Origin of the sequence: Chryseobacterium sp. RU33C (assembly GCF_900156015.1) — a bacterium.
GTDB lineage: Bacteria > Bacteroidota > Bacteroidia > Flavobacteriales > Weeksellaceae > Chryseobacterium > Chryseobacterium candidae.
This window is the reverse complement of the sequence record NZ_FTMT01000028.1, coordinates 1-20,941: the sequence shown is the minus strand read 5'-3', so window position 1 is coordinate 20,941 and position 20,941 is coordinate 1. Positions and strand designations below refer to the sequence as shown.

Below are 20,941 nucleotides of genomic sequence, written 5' to 3'. Positions count from 1 at the left end.
AGTCTGCGAACAAAGTTCTGGAATGTAGTGAAGAATCTCATATAGTTGTTTATGATTCAGATTCTTCCTTCGTCAGAAATCGAAGATTCGACGTAGTCAATGACAAAAGTCCTAGTGGACTTTTGAGATTCAGTATCCGTCTTTGTTTTCTTAAAATAGAATTCTATAAAAATGAAAACGCAGCGTTTACAAAGAAGTATTTTATTTATTTTCGCTGAAACTTATTTATAGAATGGAACGTGAATATTTTCGAAGCTTTAATCTGTTTTCAGAGAATGAAATTGAAGAACTCCTTAAGTTTTCCGAAGTCAGACATATCAGTAAAAATGAATATTTCATACAGGAAGGAGAGCTTTGTAAGGAAGTAGGATTGGTAAAGTCTGGTATTTTCCGTTCTTTTTATACTTCTGATGATGGAAAAGATATGACCTACTGCTTCCGGTTTCCCAATCATATGATCGCTGCCTATTCCTCATTTGTTTCAGGATGCCCGAGTAAAGAAAGTATGCAGGCCATTACTAATGCAGAGGTGATTATCCTTAAGAAAGAAGCGGTAGATGAACTGGTAAAGAATAGCATAAACTGGACAAAATTTTTAAAGATTATTGCTGAACAGGAATATCTTGAACTTGAAACACGGTTTTTTCAGCTGCAAAGAGACAGCGCTGCCCGGCGTTACGAAACATTATTAAAAAAACATCCTGATTATATTCAAAATATTCCATTACAGTATCTTGCTTCCTACCTTGGCATTACCCAACGTCACCTGAGCCGCATCAGAAAGGAAGTTTCTTTTTAGACATTTGTCCTGCTTATTGAAACATCGGCTCTCTACTTTTGTCAAAAAAAGTTATGGAGCAAAATATTTTAATTATTGGTGGCAATGGATTGGTGGGAAAAACAATTTCCAGGATTCTGAAATCAAGAAATCCTCATCTTACTGTTTTCATCGGAGGAAGAAAAGGGGGAAAAACAGACAAAGACCTGAAAATCGATGTTACAGATCCTTCCTCTTTTAAAGTGATTATTGAGAAGAAAATACAACTCATCATTCTTTCCGTGAATGACAAGGAAGATCATGTACTTCGCTTTGCGATTGATCATCACATAGATTATCTGGATATTACCAAACCTACTCCGGCTTTGGTGAAGGCGTATGATATTGCCGGCAAATCAGATATCAACAGCAGAATTGTCTTCAGTTCAGGCTGGATGGGCGGAATTGTCCCCGGATTGGCTAATATTCTTGCGGATTCAGGTGATATTACTGAAGCAAAACTCTTTGTCTATTATTCTGTGAAAGATCTTGCAGGCGAGAGTTCAGCTCACTTTATGGCAGAAAACGTAGCCGTTCCTTTTGTGCATTATAAGAATGATAAGCCGGTTTTTATAAGGCATTTTCTGGATACAGAAGCTTTTAATTTTTCTTTTGGGATAGGGAAAAGAAATGCCTATAATTTTGATGTGCCCGATCTGTATATTCTCAACAAAGTAGAAAGGATTTCCGATGTAAGTGTGAAAATGACTTATAATTCAAGATTCATTACCTGGCTGCTGGGATCATTTCAATATCTCAGAATCTACAATATTTTGTCATTAAAGGAAAGAAAAATGATTTTTGGATCCAGTGGTAACGGAGATCAGGCGGTCTTTGAAATTGTAGTTAATAGCCATTCCGGAGAAAAGAAGCTGAGTTTGCAGAGTGAAAAAGGGCAGGCAGAACTAACCGCTTTATCTGCCGTTCTGCATACCGAGGAACTGTTGAGAAACCCTCATCAAAATAAAGTGTATTTCAGCCACCAGCTGCATGAGCCTTTATCATTAATGGCACAGCTTAATGCCTATGATTCCATCAATATTAAGGTGAAATCATGAAAAAAACAGTCATTATCAACGGACATCCCAACAAAGATTCTTTCAATTTTGGGATAGCAGAAGCTTACAGATCAGGAGCAATGGAAGCTGGAGCTGAAGTAAAAGAAATAGTAATTACGGATTTAAACTTTAATCCCAACTTACAGTTTGGATATCAGAAAAGAATGGAGCTTGAGCCGGATCTGTTGAAAGCCTGGGAAATTATTCAGTGGGCAGATCATTTGGTTTGGATACATCCGGTTTGGTGGGGAGGATTTCCGGCGCTAATGAAAGGATTTATAGACCGTCTTTTTTTACCCGGAATGGCTTATAAATACCGTGAAAATTCTGTGTGGTGGGACAAGCTGTTGAAAGGAAAGACCGCTCACATTATTACCACTTTAGACCAGCCGGGTTGGTATTACCGTCTGTTTTTTGGCAGGCCCAGCGTGAATCAGCTTAAAAAATCTGTACTGGAATATTGTGGGGTAAAACCTGTTAAACTGACTTATATTGGCATAATCCGGAATTCTAAGGATGAACAGCGGTCTCAATGGCTGAAGAAAGTAAAGGAGCTTGGAAAGAAACAAAAATAAGCTGCCCGAAATTTTTAAAAATATGGGACAATATGAGAGATATATTTCCTCATCCCTATACCCTTAAAGATGCCCTTCAATTTATTGATATCATATCTGCGGAAGATCCTCAGCTTACGTTTGCGATAGAATACAATGGTCATTTTGCAGGAATGATAAGTCTTATTAAGCAACCTGACGTGTACAGAAAAAGCGCAAAGCCCGGATTCTGGATAGGGGAAAGAAAATAGTCAGCAATTCAACGAAAAAACTCATAGACTATGCCATAAACAACCTGGATCTGAAACAGATTTTTGCCAGAGTTTTTGAATATAATACAGCTTCTATGAAAGTGCTGAAAAACAACGGTTTTCTTGAAGAAGGAATTTCTATTGATGCTGTTTATAAAAACAATCAGTTCTATGATCTTCATCATTTCTATCTGCTGATCAGGAACGTTTAATGTGTAATAATTCCGGAATCCTGAAAACTTTGTGCTCATTCATTGGGCGATTATTATTTGCCCATTCATATCCCGGAAAGAGCAGATGATATTTTTCAGGGTTTCGGAGATTACTCAGTTCAATTACCATAGAAAGCAGTATATGTGTTTTCCGGAAAAATTATTCAAGAAATACTGGCCTTAAAGTGACATGAGCAATATCATTACTTTTTTTCAGATGCTTATAAAGGATTAGCAAGGGAGTCCTGGATGCCTTCTGTTATTATGCTGATCTACCGTTCAGGATCAATGGTTCTGCCATTTCTTCGGGTCTGCTTGACGGAGGAATTCAATGTGTGGGTAATACCTTTTTTATCAGCAATCACGTCTATAAGGGCGGAAGACAAAAATATAGGGGCTTATATGGGGCTATTTGAAGGAATATTTTCGGCTGCTTTATTCCTTTCCCCACTTTTAGGATCTTTTATTGCTGAAAACTACGGTTTCAGAATGCTGTGGCTCACTATTTCATTACTGATAGTCATCTCTTTATGAGGAATCTGGTATACCTATACCCAAAAGCTTTTTGGAGGGAAAAACTCTGAAGCGGAAACTTTAAAAAAGAAGTCAAAGGAAGAACAGGAGTAATCTGTATCTTGTTTCCGGACCTGAAAAAATGTAAATTAGCTGACGAAAATTAATCGGAAGGCATACTATGTCCAAGCTAAAAGCCATAAGAGAACAAAAAAATCTGACTCAGGAAGAACTGTCAGAAAAATCAAAAATATCTGTAAGAACCATTCAACGTATAGAAGCAGGAACAGAACCTAAAGGACATACGCTCAGAGTACTGGCGCAGACTTTAGGAATAGAAGAGTTTGAATTACAGCAGGAACAGCCTCAAGTACTTTCAGAAGTAAATGAGGTGGAAATAGAAGTAAAAGAAGAAGAAGAGAATCCAATCAACTATTCTTATATTAAAATCATTAATCTTTCCTCATTAATTTTTACCCTTTTACCTCCACTGAATATTTTTGTTCCGCTCATACTCATGCACAGTATGAAACAGAGAAACAGTCTGGCAAGGCAGATTATTTCGGTTCAGATGATCTGGACAGTAATGGCTCCTATTACCTTCATGCTCGGAATCTTTTTAAAGTTCGGAAAACAGTTTACCCTGATCCTTATGATTCTGATTGTGCTTTCCAATGTGTTGATTATCCTTCGCAATGCAGCAGAAATCGATAAAAATAAAAAACTCTATTTCAGGCTGAAATTCAGTATGATATAAATCCTGTCAGGCCTTTGTCGGGTTTTTGTCGGGTTCATTTTTAGCAGAAAAACAAAATGAAATTGAATCTTTGTCAAAAAAAATAACAATGACAAAGTCTTCAGGGTTTATCTTTCCTTTTTTAATTCTGGTTGTGAACATCATGCAGGCACAGACAGAAAAAACGGATCCTCTTTACAAAACCATTATATCGAAAGACAGCCTGTTTTTTTCTGTGGGCTACAATACCTGCAATATAAAGCAGATGGAAAGTCTGTTAAGCGACAGGTTTGAATTTTATCACGATAAAGGCGGTTTCGAGGACAGGAAAAATTTTATCACTGACTTTAAAAACGGATTATGCAAATCTCCGGAAACTTACCAGATAAAAAGAGTTCTGATTAATAAAAGCACAGAAATTTATCCCATGTATAAAGACGGAAAGATCTACGCAGCCATTCAGAACGGGGATCATCTGTTTTATGAAAAAATGGGGAGTCAGGCTGAGAAATTAGTCGGGGAAGCAAAATTTACCCATTTATGGATATTGGAAAATGCTGAGTGGAAGCTTAAAAGTTCATTGAGTTTTAATCACCATCCGAAGCAGACTACCGATAATGAAACCATGTTTGATAACGATCAGTCGATGCAAAATTGGCTGAAAGAAAACAATATTCCTGCTCTGGGACTGGGAATTATCGAAGATGAGAAGCTAAAGCAGGTAAAAGTTTTTGGCGGGATAAAGAACGGAATTTCAGCACCTTCCAATACCTTATTCAATGTAGCATCTCTCACCAAACCTGTTACAGCAATGGTTGCCTTACGGTTGATAAGTCTTGGGAAATGGAAGCTTGATGAGCCTTTAGATGCATACTGGACTGATCCTGATATTGCGGCTGATCCAAGGCATACCCAATTAACCACCAGATTGATCCTGAGCCATCAGACTGGCTTTCCCAACTGGAGATGGATGAATGCAGACAAAAAACTGAATTTTCAGTTTGATCCCGGCACAAAATACCAATACTCAGGTGAAGGTTTTGAATACCTTCGGAAGGCTCTGGAAAAGAAATTTGGAAAATCACTCGATCAGCTTGCGAATGAACTTATTTTTCAGCCACTCAGGATGAATGATACCAATTATGTTTGGGATCAGAATACCGATGAATCAAGATTTGCCATAGGATATGATAAAGAAGGTAAAGCTTATCCAACCGTGAAAAATAAAACGGCTAATGCTGCTGATGATCTCCATACCACGATAACAGATTACGGGAATTTTATGGTCAGTGTCATGAATGGGAAGAATCTGAAACCGGAAATTTTTCAGGAAATGATCAGAAAACAGGTAAAAACAAAAGAAAATAAATACTTCGGATTGGGATTCGAAATCTATGATCTCGGAAATGGTGATTATGCTTTATCCCACAGCGGCGCCGATCTTGGCACGCAGTGTATTACCATCGTATTGCCCAATTCAGGAAAAGGAATTGTAATTTTTACCAATGTAGATGATGGTTATAAAGTCTATGAGAAGCTGGTTCTACATTATCTGGGTAAGGAAGGAAAGAAGATCGTAGAGACAGAAACCAGATAACTGTTTATACAATAAAAATATTTGTGTAATCGGAGTGTCAATCTGAAATAGATAAGTGTTTGTTTTCAGGATGAAATGGGATGAACAGAAATAAAACGAAAGCTATGTGGCAATATTATATCATCATTGCAGCAGGAGTCATTCAGTAACAGGAGGAGGTTATTTTATTGCAGAGCAGTTTTTGAAATAACCTCACCCTTTGTATTTCTATTTTACTTTCTCAAGGAGATACAATTTACCACCGGAAAACCCTAATTTGGGCATCAGATTGCCTTCCAGAACCATTGTTTTATTGGTGATATCTATCACAGAAATATAATTGCTGGAATTGTATTCTATATAATTTTCCTTTTCTTTGGTAGAAGGATTTTTTCCAAACTCCATAGAATATTTCACCCAATCTTCATCCTGTGTGCTGCAGTGCACCGGCTTGAATTTAGACTTTTTGGCCTTGAAAACAATCTGGTCAAAACCTTCCGTACATTCCGAAGTAAACGAACCATCAGGATTCTGATCCTTTGAAAAGTCCTCAAAAGAACCACGATAAACACCCACTACTTTCCACGTACCATCCAAACGGTCTTCATCTATTTTTCCCTTCGCCTTGCTTACTGCCCAGCTGATTCCGTTTACTGTACCTTTTACCGCTTTATAACTTAAGTTTACTGCACCTGATACTACTTTTGTAGCAGTTCTTACCACACAGGATTGTAAAAAAAATACAGCCGAAGCCAGCAATAGGAATTTCTTCATTTTGTCAATTTTTTAAGGTACGAAGATAGGGCTTTTGAAAAAAATGAGGGATTTCAGAAGACTTTTCCTGTAGTTGAGAAAAAATACAAATAGTCTTTGTTCAATCTATCCGGGCTGTCAACAGAAATTTAGTTTCCATCAAAATAATGGGCAAGATCAGATATGCTTTTGATATGCAGTTCTTCTGCCTGCTTTCTTCGCATCATCAGAGCATAGGCATTGTTAAACCCCAACGGTTTCAGCCATTGGATCCCATATTGTTTTTCAAACTCTGAATTCACATACTGATAGGTGATGCCGGGACTTTTGGAAACATTTCTGATGGTCTCTGCTGTAGGTTTTAAAAGCACCAGAAGCCCTGTTCCCGTATATTCAGGATAAAAGTCTATGGCATCATTCATTAAGGCATCAAAACATATTTTTGTTCCCCCTAAACCCGTTTTGGTTTCCACTTTATAATCTGTATACCCTTCAATAAGCAGGGTATACATTTCTGCGAGAATATATTGTTCCCCAAAGATTTTTGATCCAATCCTGACAGTTCCTGCATTTCCTTTTCCTGGGCTTTTATACAGATTATTTCTGATGAGAAAGTCCTTTGCAATCTTTTCAGGATTCTGATGCAGATGATCAGCTCTGTAATTCAGATCCGTCATGATAGAATCATTGAACTTCCCGGCCAATAGATTTAAGGTTTTTTCCAATTCCGGAAATTTTTTCAGTGTTTTGGTTTTGATGATAGGGGCTGCATAATAAGGCGGAAATATTTTTTTATCATCATTCAGCACATACAGATCATAAGCTTTGATTCTGCCATCTGTAGAATATCCACTGATAAGATCCAGCTCATTCTCATACGCAGCCTTATACATAATTGCATCACTTACCACAAGGGGATTAACGCTAAGCCCGTATACTGAACGAAGCCCGATGTCCCCATCCTGTCTACCCATAAATTCCGGTGTAAAACCCGCCTTAATTGTCCGGTGTGATACAAAAGTCAGAAGATAGCCTGCTCCCAGAATAATAAGGATAACAGGAAGAATATATTTCAGTTTTTGAAAGAACCGGAAACCTGATTTCTGGATCATGGCAATGAACTGATCCAGAAAAACAGCCAATAATGCTGCCGGAATGGCTCCAGCCATGATCATATTCGTATTGTTGAGTGAAATGCCTCCGAAGATAAACTCTCCCAAACCACCTGCTGCCACAAAAGAAGCCAGTGTAGCCACTCCTACATTAATTACAGCAGCAGTCCTGATACCGGCAATGATAACCGGCATGGCCAAAGGAAGCTTTACCTTAAAAAGAAGCTGGCTTTTGTTCATCCCCATTGCTTTAGCAGCTTCAATCACTGCGGGATCTACACCCATAATTCCAGTGTAGGTATTCCGGATAATGGGAAGAAGAGCATAGATTAATAAAGCGGCAATGGCTGGCTTCGGACCAATGCCGAAAACAGGAATCATAAATCCCAGCAATGCAATACTCGGAATGGTCTGTAAAATCCCGGCAATGCCCAGCACCGGGCTGGAAAGTCTTTTTTTTCTGGAAATAAGTATTCCTAAAGGCACTCCAACAAGGATGGCCAAAAGCAAAGACAAAAACGTAAGCCCGAGATGCTGAATGATCTGGGTGGTGAGCTTTTCCTGCTGTTCAGCAATAAATTGCCAAAAACTTTGTTGCTGCGTCATACCATCTGTGATTTTCTATACTGATTAAACGCTCTGACCAGTTGCTCGTAAACCTCAGCGTTTTGGTGATCAGAACTCAATTGCTGTAAAATATCCCACACACTGGTATTGGATGTACTGTATGGCCTTAAGTATGAATTTTCCGGAGGGAGAAATGGGCTGATATGATGTAGAGCCGTTACCTTATATTCCAGTAAAAGCCTGTTTTCAGCAAAAAAATTGCGCACAAAATGGGTTGCAGGATGGTAAAGCATTTCCCTGGGAGTACCCATCTGTACAATTTTTCCCTGATCCATCAGACATATCCGGTGGCCCAGCTCAAAGGCTTCTTGTACATCATGGGTAACCAATATGATGGTTTTGTTTTTAAGTTCTTCCAACGATTTAAATTCCGAATGAATATCAGCCCTGGTAATATTATCGAGTGCTCCGAAAGGTTCGTCCATCAGCAAAACAGGATTGTCTGCAATCAGTGCTCTGGCAATGCCTGCCCGTTGCTGCTGTCCGCCGCTTAATTCATGAGGAAATCGTGAAAGTATCTCTTCAGAAAGGTGAAGCTTGGCCAAAAGCTCATATGTTTTTCTTTCTGTTTTCTTTTTGTCCCATTGCAATAGCTCAGGAACTACCGCAATATTCTGCCGAATTGTATAATGGGGAAATAGTCCCGAGTGTTGCATGACAAAACCAATTCCCATTCTCAGTTCCTCGGCTTTCTGATCACGGATATTTTTGCCATCTATGAAAATATTTCCGGAATCTGCTTCTATGAGGCGGTTGATCATCTTAAGTGTGGTCGTTTTCCCGCACCCGCTGGTTCCTAAAAGAACAAGGATCTCCTGATCAAGTGCCTGAAAAGAAATTTGATCTACTGCTTTTTTTCCGTTGAAGCTCTTTGAAATGGATTCTACTGTGATCATCGGTGAAAAATTACTGGGCAAGTCTTATTCCTGTGAACTGCCATTTTAAATCAGGCTGAAAAAAATTACGGTATGTATTTCTGCTGTGTCCCTGAGGAGTAGCTTCTGAAGCCCCTCTCAAAACCATTTGATTGATCATGAATTTTCCGTTGTATTCACCTACAGCTCCTGCTTCTTTCTTAAAATGAGGGTAAGGCAGATAAGCAGAATTTGTCCATTCCCAGCGTGTTCCCCAGTCAAAATAATCCGAAGCCGCTTCCCATTCTTCTTCAGTGGGCAGACGCATTCCTTTCCAGGAGGCAAAAGCAGATGCTTCATAGAAATTGATGTGGCACAATGGGGCATGAGGGTCTATTTCCTGTAAGCCGTGGAGTGTGTAATACATCCATTGGTCTTCAATATAATGCCAGTACAGTGGAGATTTTGCGGAATTCTGTTTCACCCATTCCCATCCTTGAGCATGCCAGTATCTGAAATCTTCATATCCGCCTGCTTTCATAAATTCTAAATATTCACTATTGGTAACAAGCCGGCTGGCAATTTCAAAGTCTGTAAGATATACTTTATGCCTTCCCAGTTCATTATCAAAACAAAATTCATCTCCTTTAAATCCAATTTCATAGATGCCTTCAGAAAACCTCAGCATTTCCAGATCTCCGGAGTTCATTTGTACGGATTTTTCTTTTGTATAGGCTGGGAAAAGAGGATTATGTCCCAAAATATATTTAATATCGGTAATTAATAACTCCTGATGCTGCTGCTCATGGTTAAGCCCCAGTTCCAAAAGCGGTTTAAGGGCTTCTGTCAGAAATGAGCTTTCAAGAAAAGCTTCCATATGCTCATCTACATATTTTCGATATTGATACACCTCTGAAACAGAAGGACGGCTGAGGTTTCCGCGGTCGGTCCGGATCACCCGCGCTCCGATAGTCTCATAGTAGCTGTTGAAAACAAAATTATACTGCGGATCAAAAACCTTGTAATCCGGAAAATGCGGGGTAAGAATGAAGGTTTCAAAAAACCAGGTGGTATGGCCAAGATGCCATTTCGGAGGGCTTACATCTACAATCGGCTGTACCACATAATCTTCTATTTCCAGTGGGACACAGATTTCTTCAGAACGTCTGCGGATGTCCATATACTTTTTAGTAATATCTTTTGTGATGATCTCTGGGGTCATGTCTTTTAGTTTTTAATGATTGAAGTTCAATGAAAGAAGGATGTTTTATTTTTTCACTTTTGCAGATGCGTTGTGTGTATCATCTCTTTTTATTGTACCTGCCAGATGGTATCTACAAACCATTTTTTAGAATCATTGATCTCTCCTGTGATGGTAAAACCTGTTTTTTGGGCTAATTCCCTGATTGTTTCGGAAGAAAATTTTTGGGAAATTTCCATATCGATCAATTCGTTTTCTTCAAAAGAAATCCTGGTATTGTCAATAGTCACATCCTGTCTGATAAGGCTTATCAGAAAACTTCTGCAGGCTCCGGTAACGGGATCATAAGTCTGGTAATGTTGAAATTGTTTCAGATCAAAATTACCGCCCAGTTCATTGTTAATGCGGGTAAGAAGATTAAGATTAAAAGAAGCTGTAATTCCTTCTTTATCATTGTAGGCATTCAGGATAATATGCGGATTTTTCTTTAGATCAAAACCTATCAGGAGACGATCTTTTTGAGATAAATTTTTATTCAGATGCAGACAGAAATCTTCGGCCTCTTCCGGAGTCATATTTCCGATATTACTTCCCAGAAATAACAAAACTTTTCTCCGGTCAGATAATGAAGCTGCTTTTTGAAGCATTTCAAAATAATCTCCTTCCAGACAGGTTATTTTGATTTCCGGAAACTGGCTGCTCAGTTTTTTATGAAGTATGGAAAGAATATTTCCTGAGATGTCAATCGGCATATAAGTGAAGTTAACCCCTTTGCTGATCAGCTTTTCAAGTAAATAGGTGGATTTCATGGCGTCTCCTGCCCCTAATTCAATCAGGTCAAAAGATTCATTTCCGGGAATAAGGAGATCAATAAGTTCATCTGTTTTATTTTTGAAAATATCCAGTTCACAACGGGTCAGATAATAGGAAGGCATATCCATAATTTGCTGAAAAAGATGATCTCCTATCTTATCGTAAAAATATTTTGAAGATAATTTTTTAGGAGTATTTTTAAGTCCGTTCAAAATATCTGAACGGAAATGATCAGCATTCTTTTCAGTCTTAGATTGTGGGTCCAGCTGTACATTCATAAGTATTATTTTGTGTGATTTTGTAGATTATTGCAATTATCCTGCCTTTTACAGCATGGATTTTTTTGAATATATCTAACTAAATATAAACAATTTTACTTTTAATAGAATGATAATATTGATGTTTTTAACAGATGTGGTACTTTTTTACCCATCACGAATTATTCCGGCAGAAAGATGGTGTAAGGGTTATAAAGCCAATAATCCGGTATTAAGCGGATAGAAAGAAACTAAGGATTTAAACATTTAACATTTTGCTATTTTAAATTTTGTTAATCCCAGCAGGAGCGACAGCCCACGCTCGTAACTGACTGCAAACATAGGAGGCAGCCACCTTATTATTTAAAGCTAGCTTTCAAAACCCTCTTCAACCTTTAGTTTATTCACCAGAGGATTGGCATACATGGCCAGGAAGTACTCTCTGGAAACAGGATCTGAAGGATCAATACGCATTTCAAGCCTGCGGACAAATAACTGTTTTTCCTGTTCTGTGTATTTGGAAGCGTAAGTATTTGTGTTGTGCAGAAGATCATAAGCAATGTACTTGGTTGGCCAAAGCTTATAATTACTGATGATGGAGCGGTCAATCACCTGTGCAATGGCCTGCAGCTGTTTATTTTTGTTGTCAATGGTGGCTGCAATTTCATCCAGTTCTTTGTCCAGAACATCACCTGCATGGAGGTGGATGCGTTTCTTTTGTCCCAGAATTCCGCTGATGATATTGGTGAAATCTTCATTTTTACCTTTAATGTATTCCTCATCCCTGTGCTGTGCCAGCAGTTGAGGCATTTTTAACGAATCTGTAGGATCATACTCATAGGAGATGGAGACCGGAACAATCTTTAATGTTTTAAAATAATCTATAACAGGTTGATCTCCGGATGCCATGGCAAGCATTTTCAAAACCCCTTGCTGGGTAGAATCGTTGCCGTTTTTGGTACGGCCTTCACGCTGGGCAATCCATACAGAACGGTTTTCCTGAAGGAGCAGCTCTTTAATGTACTCAGACATCGTCTGTGAACTGGTAAGTTGTTCACGAAGTGGCAGTCCTCTTTGTACCAGGAAATTACGGTTCAGTTTAGCCAGTACGTTTAAGAAATTCTTGCGGACAAGATTATCCCCAATGGCAGAAGCTGTCATTACATAACCGCCTTCCAGCAATACCAGATTAAGCAATGAAGTATCCAGGACGATATCCCTGTGGTTCGAGATGAAAAGGTAAGAGGTGTTTTTATCCAGTTTATCAAATCCTGAAGTCGTTAAACCGTCAGAACTTTTTGAAAGGATCTGGCGAACGGCATAGGCTACAAACTGATGCTGAAAATCACTGATGGAATGAACATTCTTAAACTGTTCCAGCCAAACCTGCTCATCTGTATCAGGAAAAGTAAAATTCATAAAGGCTTTCATCATGGGATCACGGGCTATGCTCTGTAATCTCTCATTGACTTCCTGATCATTGAAATACCGGATTTCATCAAACTTAGACATGCGGTTGGGTAAAAATTAAAACTTTTTGCAAAAGAACGAAAATTTATCGGGGGAGAGGCTATAAAGGGTGTTAAAGTATTATGAGGGGCGTAGGAGTTGGTTAAAACAACTGTGCAATAAGTATCTTGACGCACTCCTTCATCCGTTCACTATGCACACACAAACAAACACACACACACAAATAAGCGCCCACTTTGTCATTCCGCAGGAATCTAAACAATAGTTTATCCTCATTTATCATCAGAAAGCTTTCTGTGCCTGGATTCCTACGGAATGACAAATGTTGTGGATAGGCTAAGCGAGCAGTTTGTATTATGTCTGAAGCAAGTAACTATGCACATGTACACACACAAATAAGCGCCCACTTTGTAATTCCGTAAGAATCTAAACAGTAGTTTATCCTCATTTATCATCAGAATACTTTCTATGCCTGGATTCCTACGGAATGACAAACGTTGTGGATAGTCTACGCGGATAGTTTGTATGGTGATCCGGAGTAGATAAGTATCATTACACGCATCATCATTCGCGCACCTTGTCATTCCGCAGGAATCTACACTGTTAATTTATCATCATTTATCATCAGAATACTTTCTATGCCTGAATTCCTACGGAATGACAAACGTTGTGGATAGGCTAAGCGAGCAGTTTGTATTATGTCTGAAGCAAGTAACTATGCACATGTACACACACAAATAAACGCCCACCTTGTCATTCCGTAGGAATCTAAACAATAGTTTATCCTCATTTATCATCAGAAAGCTTTCTGTGGCTGGATTCCTACGGAATGACAAATGTTGTGGATAGGCTAAGCGAGCAGTTTGTATTATGTCTGAAGCAAGTAACTATGCACATGTACACACACAAATAAGCGCCCACTTTGTCATTCCGTAAGAATCTAAACAGTAGTTTATCCTCATTTATCATCAGAATGGATTCCTACGGAATGACAATTGGAGTGGATAGTCTACGCGGATAGTTTGTATGGTGATTCGGAGTAGATAAGTATCATTACACGCATCATCATTCGCGCACCTTGTCATTCCGCAGGAATCTACACTGTCAATTTATCCTCATTTATCATCAGAAAGCTTTCTGTGGATGGATTCCTACGGAATGACAAACGTTGTGGATAGTCTAAGCGGATAGTTTGTAAGGCGCTGCAGAGTTGATAAGTATCATTACACGCACATAAGCACCCACCTTGTCATTCCGTAGGAATCTAAGCTCTTATTTTACCCTCCGAATTAAAACATTCTCTACGAACTGTTTACTTTATTAATCTGACGATATCCAATTTGGTAATTCATATGAAACGTAAGTGTTAAATCCAATTTTCAAAAAGGTAATTCAAAAATTCTAAATTAGGATTTGTGCTCCTTATCAGTTCAAGTTTCTTCATTCTTGACCAGTTTTTGATTTCCTTCTCTCTTTGAATAGCATGGTGAATCCAATTATATTTTTCATAATAAACTAGAAATTCAAGATTATATCTTGCTGTGAAACTGCCTGGATTTAGCTTTGTTTTGTGTTGATACAATCTCCTATGGAGGTTTCCTGTAACACCAGTATAAAGTACTTTTCTGTTTTTATTGGTAAGAATATAGATATAGTAGGTATATCTTCCTATTGAAAATGCAGTCATTTGTGTATTTGTTTTACAAAAGTTACAAAAAATTTGATGTCTGAAGGAAATAAGCGGTAATGCACGTACAAATAAACGCCCACCTTGTCATTCCGCAGGAATCTACACTGTTATTTTATCATCATTTATCATCAGAATACTTTCTGTGGCTGGATTCCTACGGAATGATAAACGTTGTGGATAGTCTACGCGGATAGTTTGTATGGTGATTCGGAGTAGATAAGTATCATTACACGCACATAAACGCGCACCTTGTCATTCCGCAGGAATCTACACTGTTATTTTATCATCATTTATCATCAGAATACTTTCTGTGGCTGGATTCCTACGGAATGACAAACGTTGTGGATAGACTAAGCGGATAGTTTGTAAGGCGCTGCAGAGTTGATAAGTATCATTACACACATCATCATTCGCGCACCTTGTCATTCCGCAGGAATCTAAACAGTAGTTTATCCTCATTTATCATCAGAAAGCTTTCTGTGCCTGGATTCCTACGGAATGACAAACGTTGTGGATAGGCTAAGTGAGCAGTTTGTATTATGTCTGAAGCAAGTAACTATGCACATGTACACACACAAATAAGCGCCCACTTTGTCATTCCGTAGGAATCTAAACTGTTATTTTATCATCACTTATCATCAGAATACTTTCTATGCCTGGATTCCTACGGAATGACAAACGTTGTGGATAGGCTAAGTGAGCAGTTTGTATTATGTCTGAAGCAAGTAACTATGTACATGTACACACACAAATAAGCGCCCACTTTGTCATTCCGTAGGAATCTAAACAGTAGTTTATCCTCATTTATCATCAGAAAGCTTTCTATGCCTGGATTCCTACGGAATGACAATTGGAGTGGATAGTCTACGCGGATAGTTTGTATGGTGATTCGGAGTAGATAATTATCATTACATGCATCATCATGCGCCCACCTTGTCATTCCGTAGGAATCTAAATATTATATTCACATTATTTTAAACCTTCATTGTCATTAAGCTTTTTTACTAGCTTACAGGCAAATTTATTCCCAGTTTAAAAATTTTATGATAAGCCGTGATTTGATTATCAGTATTATCAAACTGTCTTTTTATGTTTTCAATTGAAAAGTTATGCAGTAATGAGGGTGGATTATTAGATTCCTCATTATCAGGCTGGTGAAGATGCGGGTAAATAATCAAACAATCCAATATCTGATCTTCTTTCCAATCTTTATTTTTACTTTTCATTTCGTTGATAACCTTCTTTAAACGGGAGTACCCTGAAACCTGACGGATATCTTTGTGAATATGACTTTTGGTATATTTCAGCTTATATTTTGTATCAATGACCATTTCATAGCCTGGTTTACTAATCAAAAAATCCAGGTGATTTCCGTATGTTTTGAATTGATAATGAATATGATGGGCATCTTCGGGATTAGCTTTGATCAATTGATAATAAAAGTACAGTTCAAATAATCTGGGCATATCAATCCAGAAGGGAGGAGTTTTTATCTTTTTTTGCGTCGTTTTCGTAATGGTATACGAGAACCTTTTCAAAATAAATTTCCCTATTCGTAAGGCCTCTCCATATTCATTGAAGAACGGATTTTTTTTACCATGTTTTAATTGAAGTTCATCAACATCGGTACTGATATGTTCAAATGCTGGCCTACAATAATTTAAGATATGTTGAACAGATTCTATATTGGAGGAGAATAGTGAAGGATTGTTCTCAATATAGCTGGTTGCAAACACCAATACTTTCTTTAGAAATCTGTTTTCAAAATAATCTTCACCAAAAAACTGAAATTTGCAAAAAGCAGAGGTGGGTTTATTTTTAAAAACATTCTTCTTTATATGTGGACCTATTAATACTTTGCCCTTCACTCTACTATTAAGATTTTCCTGGACTTTATAATATGCCTTTTTTAGTCCTTTTCTTACAATTATTTTCAAATGTTGCAAAAACTGTATAATAAGAAAAGGGGTTAAACGATCATCTTTTTGATCTATTTCAATATATTTTGCATCCCAGTCTATTTGGATAACATCTTTTGAATACTGTGCAGTTTGTGGCAAAGCCATGACATCCAAAAGAATTTTAAGATAATTGACTTCTTTAGTCTCCATCTTTTCCTTACTTTCAAATGCTTCCGGAGTTTTGGTAGAGTCTTCGTCTTCATTAAGGCAGTTCCGGAAGTACTGTGACAAACCTGCATTAATCTTGGGTTCTACATAAATGGTTCTGCCGGTAATTCCCAGCCAGTCAATACCTACAAAATAATCTGCCTTAATCTCACAATGATTTTCTCTTTTTACCACCGAAAAAGAATAAGACTGATGGTTGAACTTTTTACTTTCCAAAGCCGCAAACAGCTGAAAAGAGTCATCATCAAGATGCAGCAGTTCATCTGCTATATTGGTAAAAGACTCTTCTGCAGCAACCCGTTTGATCAGAAAACTTTTATGTTCCGAAAGTAAAATTCCCATTAATTATTTATTTTCAAGGTATTGATATAGTCTTTGATGTTATATTCTTTATTGTTGTCATTCTTATCCTCGAAGGTTCCGATAAGAACCCCGTCTTTCACATACTCCAGAAGAATAGGGACTACTTCATAATTCATCTTCATTCTGAAAATTTCTTCTTTTGTCTGCCCAGCTCGTATATCTTCATTTTTGGCAATAAAATAACTGTGTCCCAGCTGAACATCCTTCGCTTCAAATTCACCACTTACATTACCATTTTTGAACAACTCGGAAACTTTTTTGAAGCCTTCAGTATTAAAATGAATACTATCATCGTCTTCCAAAGATTCAGGTAACACATCAACAAAAGCAAAACGTCTTCTGATCGCATAATCAATGTGCCCTACACTACGGTCTGCGGTATTCATAGTGCCAATGATGTAAAGGTTGTGAGGAAGAATGAGATCCCTTTTACCATCCACTTCGTAAACGCTTTCTACTGCTTTGCCCCTGTATTCAAGAGCGTAAATTAATTCTCCTAGTACAGATGACAGGTTAGCACGATTGATTTCATCGACTACTAGAACATAATTCTCTGAATGAGATTGCGGTTTATTATCAACAGGTGCAGATTTACCTTCCAAAAAATTTCTGAATTTATCTACCATTGGAAAGTAATATGATGTTCTGTGATACACTGTTTTTGCAAGATCATCAAATCCTATTGTCTCTCCTTTTGTTGTGATATTATATTTATATAATTTTTTAATCTCACTAAACTTTAATCGATCTCCTTTCCATCCTTCACTGGAAATGTGAAAAGAATTCTCTCCGATATGTGTCAGAAAGAGTTTATTGGTAAGTTGTATTTTATGATCGTTGGCAATCAACTCTTCCTCTATGGAAGTTTTAAAATGTTCAAACATTTCATCAAGCCATTCAGCATGTGGGAATTCGTTGATAAGTTGAGAATGTTCACACGCTCTTTTGATGAAATCACCTAAAACTTTGTTTTCAGCCTCATAGACAATTCCATTTCCCTCCTCGTCAGGTTTCGCTACAATTCCTCTTACAAAATCTTCATAACTATAGCTAGGATGAAACTGGATAAGTTTAAACTGGGGGTGATTTTTTAATTCTTTAGTATTATTCAATCCCAATAATTGAACAGCCAGTTCTTTGGCCTGTCTCGTTTTTCCGGTTCCCGGAGGACCTTGCAGGATGATTTGTTTTTTATATTCTAAAATTTGGATCTGCTGTTCCAGCTTATTTTCGCTCATATCATTTTGTTCTTTGGAAGATGGGTTATTTTGTTCCTGAAAATAATCGTAAACCTGCCATGGAAGTGTCACAATTTCAAAGCCGTCTTTATTGAGTTTTTCTTTGAACATCTGAAGCAGATGGTAGCTGTCCTCAAACCAGTCATAGGTAAGTTCCATTTTGAAATCCTCAACATGGGTATTGAGCAGATACACCAGCTGTCCCAATTTGTCCTGATTGACAATGGTGCACAACAGCTGAGGCTGCAAACCGGCGATCAGTCTGTTGGTAGCGGCTTTTTTATTATTGCCGGTATACATTCGGATCAGTTCTTTGATCTGATGGTAGGTCTCAAATAAAGGCTGCTCCTGGCTTAAGGCAATTTTCTGTAATAATGCGGAAAGCTCAGGCCAGCTACGTTTGATAAGGTCTTTTTCTGCATGGGTAAAATATCCCTGTCTCAGAGACGAAACACATTGGTCTGCAGAACGCATAAAAAACTCATAAAAAAGTTCGGTGTCCCAATCTTCCCAATTTTTCCCTGTGCTTGCCTCTGCTACAAACTGAGGCACAAAACGATTATATTCTCCCTGCCAAGGTTCCCAGATCTCTATTTCGTCAATTAATTCTGTAAAAGTCATTTTTGGTTATAGTTTTTCATATTTTGATGAACAGCTTAGGCTGTATTATCCAATTAAGATTGCAATAATAATAAAAATCTCCAGCTTCTGCTTACGGGAAAACGTAAATTTTCTTTAAAATCACTGAAAATATTGCTCAGAAATAATTTTACCCCCTTCCAAAGTCCCTCCAGCCCCTTCAATAAGCCTCTGAAGGGACTTTATGAACGGTCTCCAACCCCTACATGAAGGGGCTTTACCCCCTTGGGTAAGGGGGTAGAGGGAGTTGCTTAAGGGGCTCCACCTACTTATATAAGAGGGTAGAGACCCTTGTCCAAAGGGGTAGAGACCGTTGCTATACTACCTGGAGGGTTTAATAAAGGAGGTAAGAGGATTAAAATACTGTTATAAGAATCATGTGCTATCCACCTGGCTTCATCAGTGGTGCAGCCACCATTCCTTTGTTCCCTTTAATCATAAATTCTGATCAATAAGGTCTTTGCGTTTTAAAAATATCCTACTTTTTCAGATACAATGGCTTATTATTTTGTTTTAAACGAAAAGTCGCAAAGTTTTAAATATTGATCTGTTTTTTAAGGCGTAAGAAAATCAAAGATTTTCAGCAAGTGAGTATATCAGGATATAGAAATTTTATCGGAAATAAAATCCCTGCGCCTTAAAAAGCGTCATTATAATTAAGGACTTGCGACTTTGCGATTTCCAACCAAAATATAGCAAACAGGTGAGAGCAGAAAAGCACGCTTTCACGTGCTCTCAAAAAAAAGGGTTTATTCTTACTGATTATTATTTGAAGTGGGGGGAGGGGTTTCAGTTTGTCCTGAAGTCTGTCCCGTTATAAAAAACTGTTTCATTCCTTCGTAAATCACATTGGTACCAGGTACATTTTCTTCAGAAAGGTATCTGACGCTTCGGTAGAAACTGATGGCATTGTGATAATTATCGTGATCCAGCAATACCTTGGTGTCTGAAAGCTGCTCTACCAGTGAATCTAATAGCTGCAAGCGTTGTTCTATCTGTTCTCTTGCGATATAATCTCTGTCGAATTCTGCTTTATCAAGGAATCCCGGAACATACTGAGTATTTTGTTCCATATAGGTTTTGGCTTTATTCACGAAGAGTTTGTTCTGTTCTGCAATTCTTCCGTATTGCTGTCTCTGGTCCGGGGTGAGGTTGATGGTTTTGCCTGTAAGGACGGTCTGGATGTCCTGAATTGCTTTGTCAATGGTTTGTAAATCGCTTTCTGAAAAGCTTACACTAATTAAATTGTCCAGTGCCATAATATTGTGCTTTTTTGGGTTTGCAGGATCAAATATAGCGAGTGTAATGCATAGAAAAATAGAGTGTTGTAAGATTTTCAGAACGTGTTCGCCAGAAAGTGAAAACCTGATAACAGCTTTTGTTTTTTTGTTGTTTTTGATGAAAAAAATAGGTTGTAAAAACGGAAATGGCGAAATAGGTGAGGAGGTCCGTTTCCAGGGTATCATGGTGAAGAACTGAGATTGTAATTAAGCTGCTTTTTAAGCCGTGTTTTTCTAAATATTTTTCTATATTTAAAACTTCATACATATTGATTGATCATGGAACATAAAATACATCAGGGGCGCAATGTAAAACGATTCAGGGAAATGCTGGGCATCAAGCAGGAAGCACTGGCTTTTGACCTTGGGGACGACTGGAGCCAGAAGAAAGTTTCTCTGCTGGAACAGAAAGAAATTATTGAAGACCCTCTACTGAAAAGGATTTCTGAAGTATTGAAAATTCCGGTGGAAGCATTTCAGAATTTTGATGAGGAGCAGGCAGTGAATATTATTTCTAATACTTTTGATAATGGTTCTTTCTTAAATACAGGTCATACTCCTACTTTTAATGTAAACCCTATTGAAGAAATAAAGAAATTGCATGAAGAGAAAATGGAACTTTATGAAAGGATGCTGAAGGAGAAGGATGAGATGATGGTGAGGCTGGAGAGATTGATTGAGAAAGGATAATTTGTTTAAAATAGACACTATCCCACGAAGTGTGTAAGTTAAAAAGTTAGGGCTTGGATTTTATAATCTGAGCCTTTGTTCAAAAATAAGCATAAATTGGTTGAGAAC

General features: G+C 37.9%; 20 protein-coding genes. 10 read left to right on the top strand and 10 right to left on the bottom strand.

Going from position 1 to position 20,941, the window contains the following annotated elements; all coding sequences use genetic code 11:
• The first annotated feature begins 232 nt into the window (after positions 1-232).
• From BW946_RS18960 to BW946_RS18925, 8 genes are all read left to right on the top strand, one after another.
• The gene (locus BW946_RS18960; RefSeq protein ID WP_076597656.1) at positions 233-799 is read left to right on the top strand and encodes a Crp/Fnr family transcriptional regulator; all 567 of its coding nucleotides are present in this window, start codon (positions 233-235) and stop codon (positions 797-799) included.
• A 53-nt stretch (positions 800-852) separates the two neighbouring features.
• Positions 853-1,875, top strand: coding sequence for a saccharopine dehydrogenase family protein (locus tag BW946_RS18955; protein WP_076597655.1), 1,023 nt, complete (start codon positions 853-855; stop codon positions 1,873-1,875).
• A complete protein-coding gene (locus BW946_RS18950) occupies positions 1,872-2,450 on the top strand; it encodes an NAD(P)H-dependent oxidoreductase (protein ID WP_076597654.1) in 579 nt (192 codons plus the stop codon). The genes BW946_RS18955 and BW946_RS18950 overlap by 4 nt, the downstream gene beginning before the upstream one ends.
• Positions 2,451-2,482: 32 nt before the next feature.
• Positions 2,483-2,680, top strand: coding sequence for a hypothetical protein (locus BW946_RS18945; protein WP_139326044.1), 198 nt, complete (start codon positions 2,483-2,485; stop codon positions 2,678-2,680).
• Positions 2,656-2,892 carry a GNAT family N-acetyltransferase gene (locus tag BW946_RS18940; protein ID WP_083688923.1) on the top strand — a complete coding sequence of 79 codons (237 nt, stop codon included), beginning with the start codon at positions 2,656-2,658 and terminating at the stop codon, positions 2,890-2,892. Before BW946_RS18945 ends, BW946_RS18940 begins: the two co-directional genes overlap by 25 nt.
• Positions 2,893-3,141: 249 nt before the next feature.
• Positions 3,142-3,426, top strand: coding sequence for a hypothetical protein (locus tag BW946_RS18935; protein ID WP_076597652.1), 285 nt, complete (start codon positions 3,142-3,144; stop codon positions 3,424-3,426).
• Between the two features lie 160 nt (positions 3,427-3,586).
• Positions 3,587-4,162 (top strand): helix-turn-helix domain-containing protein, encoded by a 576-nt coding sequence (locus BW946_RS18930; protein ID WP_076597651.1) that lies wholly within the window; start codon positions 3,587-3,589, stop codon positions 4,160-4,162.
• Between the two features lie 88 nt (positions 4,163-4,250).
• On the top strand, positions 4,251-5,738 hold the full coding sequence (locus BW946_RS18925) for a serine hydrolase (protein WP_076597687.1): 1,488 nt from the start codon (positions 4,251-4,253) through the stop codon (positions 5,736-5,738).
• A gap of 207 nt (positions 5,739-5,945) precedes the next feature.
• Here BW946_RS18925 and BW946_RS18920 read toward each other — a convergent pair whose 3' ends face one another.
• The 7 genes from BW946_RS18920 to BW946_RS18890 all read right to left on the bottom strand — a co-directional run bounded on the left by BW946_RS18920 (position 5,946) and on the right by BW946_RS18890 (position 14,491).
• Positions 5,946-6,491, bottom strand: coding sequence for a hypothetical protein (locus BW946_RS18920; protein ID WP_076597650.1), 546 nt, complete (start codon positions 6,489-6,491; stop codon positions 5,946-5,948).
• A gap of 128 nt (positions 6,492-6,619) precedes the next feature.
• Positions 6,620-8,188 (bottom strand): ABC transporter permease/substrate-binding protein, encoded by a 1,569-nt coding sequence (locus tag BW946_RS18915; protein ID WP_076597649.1) that lies wholly within the window; start codon positions 8,186-8,188, stop codon positions 6,620-6,622.
• Positions 8,185-9,105, bottom strand: coding sequence for an ABC transporter ATP-binding protein (locus BW946_RS18910; protein ID WP_076597648.1), 921 nt, complete (start codon positions 9,103-9,105; stop codon positions 8,185-8,187). Before BW946_RS18910 ends, BW946_RS18915 begins: the two co-directional genes overlap by 4 nt.
• A 10-nt stretch (positions 9,106-9,115) precedes the next feature.
• Entirely contained in the window at positions 9,116-10,285 is a 1,170-nt protein-coding gene (gene egtB, locus BW946_RS18905) for an ergothioneine biosynthesis protein EgtB (protein WP_076597647.1), read from the bottom strand.
• An 89-nt stretch (positions 10,286-10,374) separates the two neighbouring features.
• Entirely contained in the window at positions 10,375-11,355 is a 981-nt protein-coding gene (gene egtD / locus BW946_RS18900) for an L-histidine N(alpha)-methyltransferase (RefSeq protein ID WP_076597646.1), read from the bottom strand.
• 348 nt (positions 11,356-11,703) lie between these two features.
• Positions 11,704-12,846 carry a 1-acyl-sn-glycerol-3-phosphate acyltransferase gene (locus BW946_RS18895; RefSeq protein WP_076597645.1) on the bottom strand — a complete coding sequence of 381 codons (1,143 nt, stop codon included), beginning with the start codon at positions 12,844-12,846 and terminating at the stop codon, positions 11,704-11,706.
• A gap of 1,324 nt (positions 12,847-14,170) precedes the next feature.
• Positions 14,171-14,491 (bottom strand): GIY-YIG nuclease family protein, encoded by a 321-nt coding sequence (locus BW946_RS18890; RefSeq protein ID WP_076597644.1) that lies wholly within the window; start codon positions 14,489-14,491, stop codon positions 14,171-14,173.
• A gap of 59 nt (positions 14,492-14,550) precedes the next feature.
• On the opposite strand from BW946_RS18890, the gene BW946_RS21530 reads away from it, so the two are divergent.
• Positions 14,551-14,688, top strand: a complete 138-nt coding sequence (locus BW946_RS21530; RefSeq protein WP_170872105.1) for a hypothetical protein — start codon at positions 14,551-14,553, stop codon at positions 14,686-14,688.
• Between the two features lie 810 nt (positions 14,689-15,498).
• On the opposite strand, the gene BW946_RS18885 is transcribed toward BW946_RS21530, so the two are convergent.
• The 3 genes from BW946_RS18885 to BW946_RS18875 form a co-directional block, all read right to left on the bottom strand.
• Entirely contained in the window at positions 15,499-16,965 is a 1,467-nt protein-coding gene (locus BW946_RS18885) for a 5-methylcytosine restriction system specificity protein McrC (RefSeq protein WP_076597643.1), read from the bottom strand.
• Entirely contained in the window at positions 16,965-18,845 is a 1,881-nt protein-coding gene (locus BW946_RS18880; RefSeq protein WP_076597642.1) for an McrB family protein, read from the bottom strand. The genes BW946_RS18885 and BW946_RS18880 overlap by 1 nt, the downstream gene beginning before the upstream one ends.
• A 773-nt stretch (positions 18,846-19,618) precedes the next feature.
• Complete coding sequence (locus BW946_RS18875; protein WP_076597641.1) at positions 19,619-20,122, bottom strand: hypothetical protein; 504 nt, start codon at positions 20,120-20,122, stop codon at positions 19,619-19,621.
• Positions 20,123-20,422: 300 nt separating this feature from the next.
• Between BW946_RS18875 and BW946_RS18865 the strand changes: the two genes are divergently transcribed.
• Positions 20,423-20,833 (top strand): helix-turn-helix domain-containing protein, encoded by a 411-nt coding sequence (locus BW946_RS18865; RefSeq protein WP_076597639.1) that lies wholly within the window; start codon positions 20,423-20,425, stop codon positions 20,831-20,833.
• The last annotated feature ends 108 nt before the right edge of the window (positions 20,834-20,941 follow it).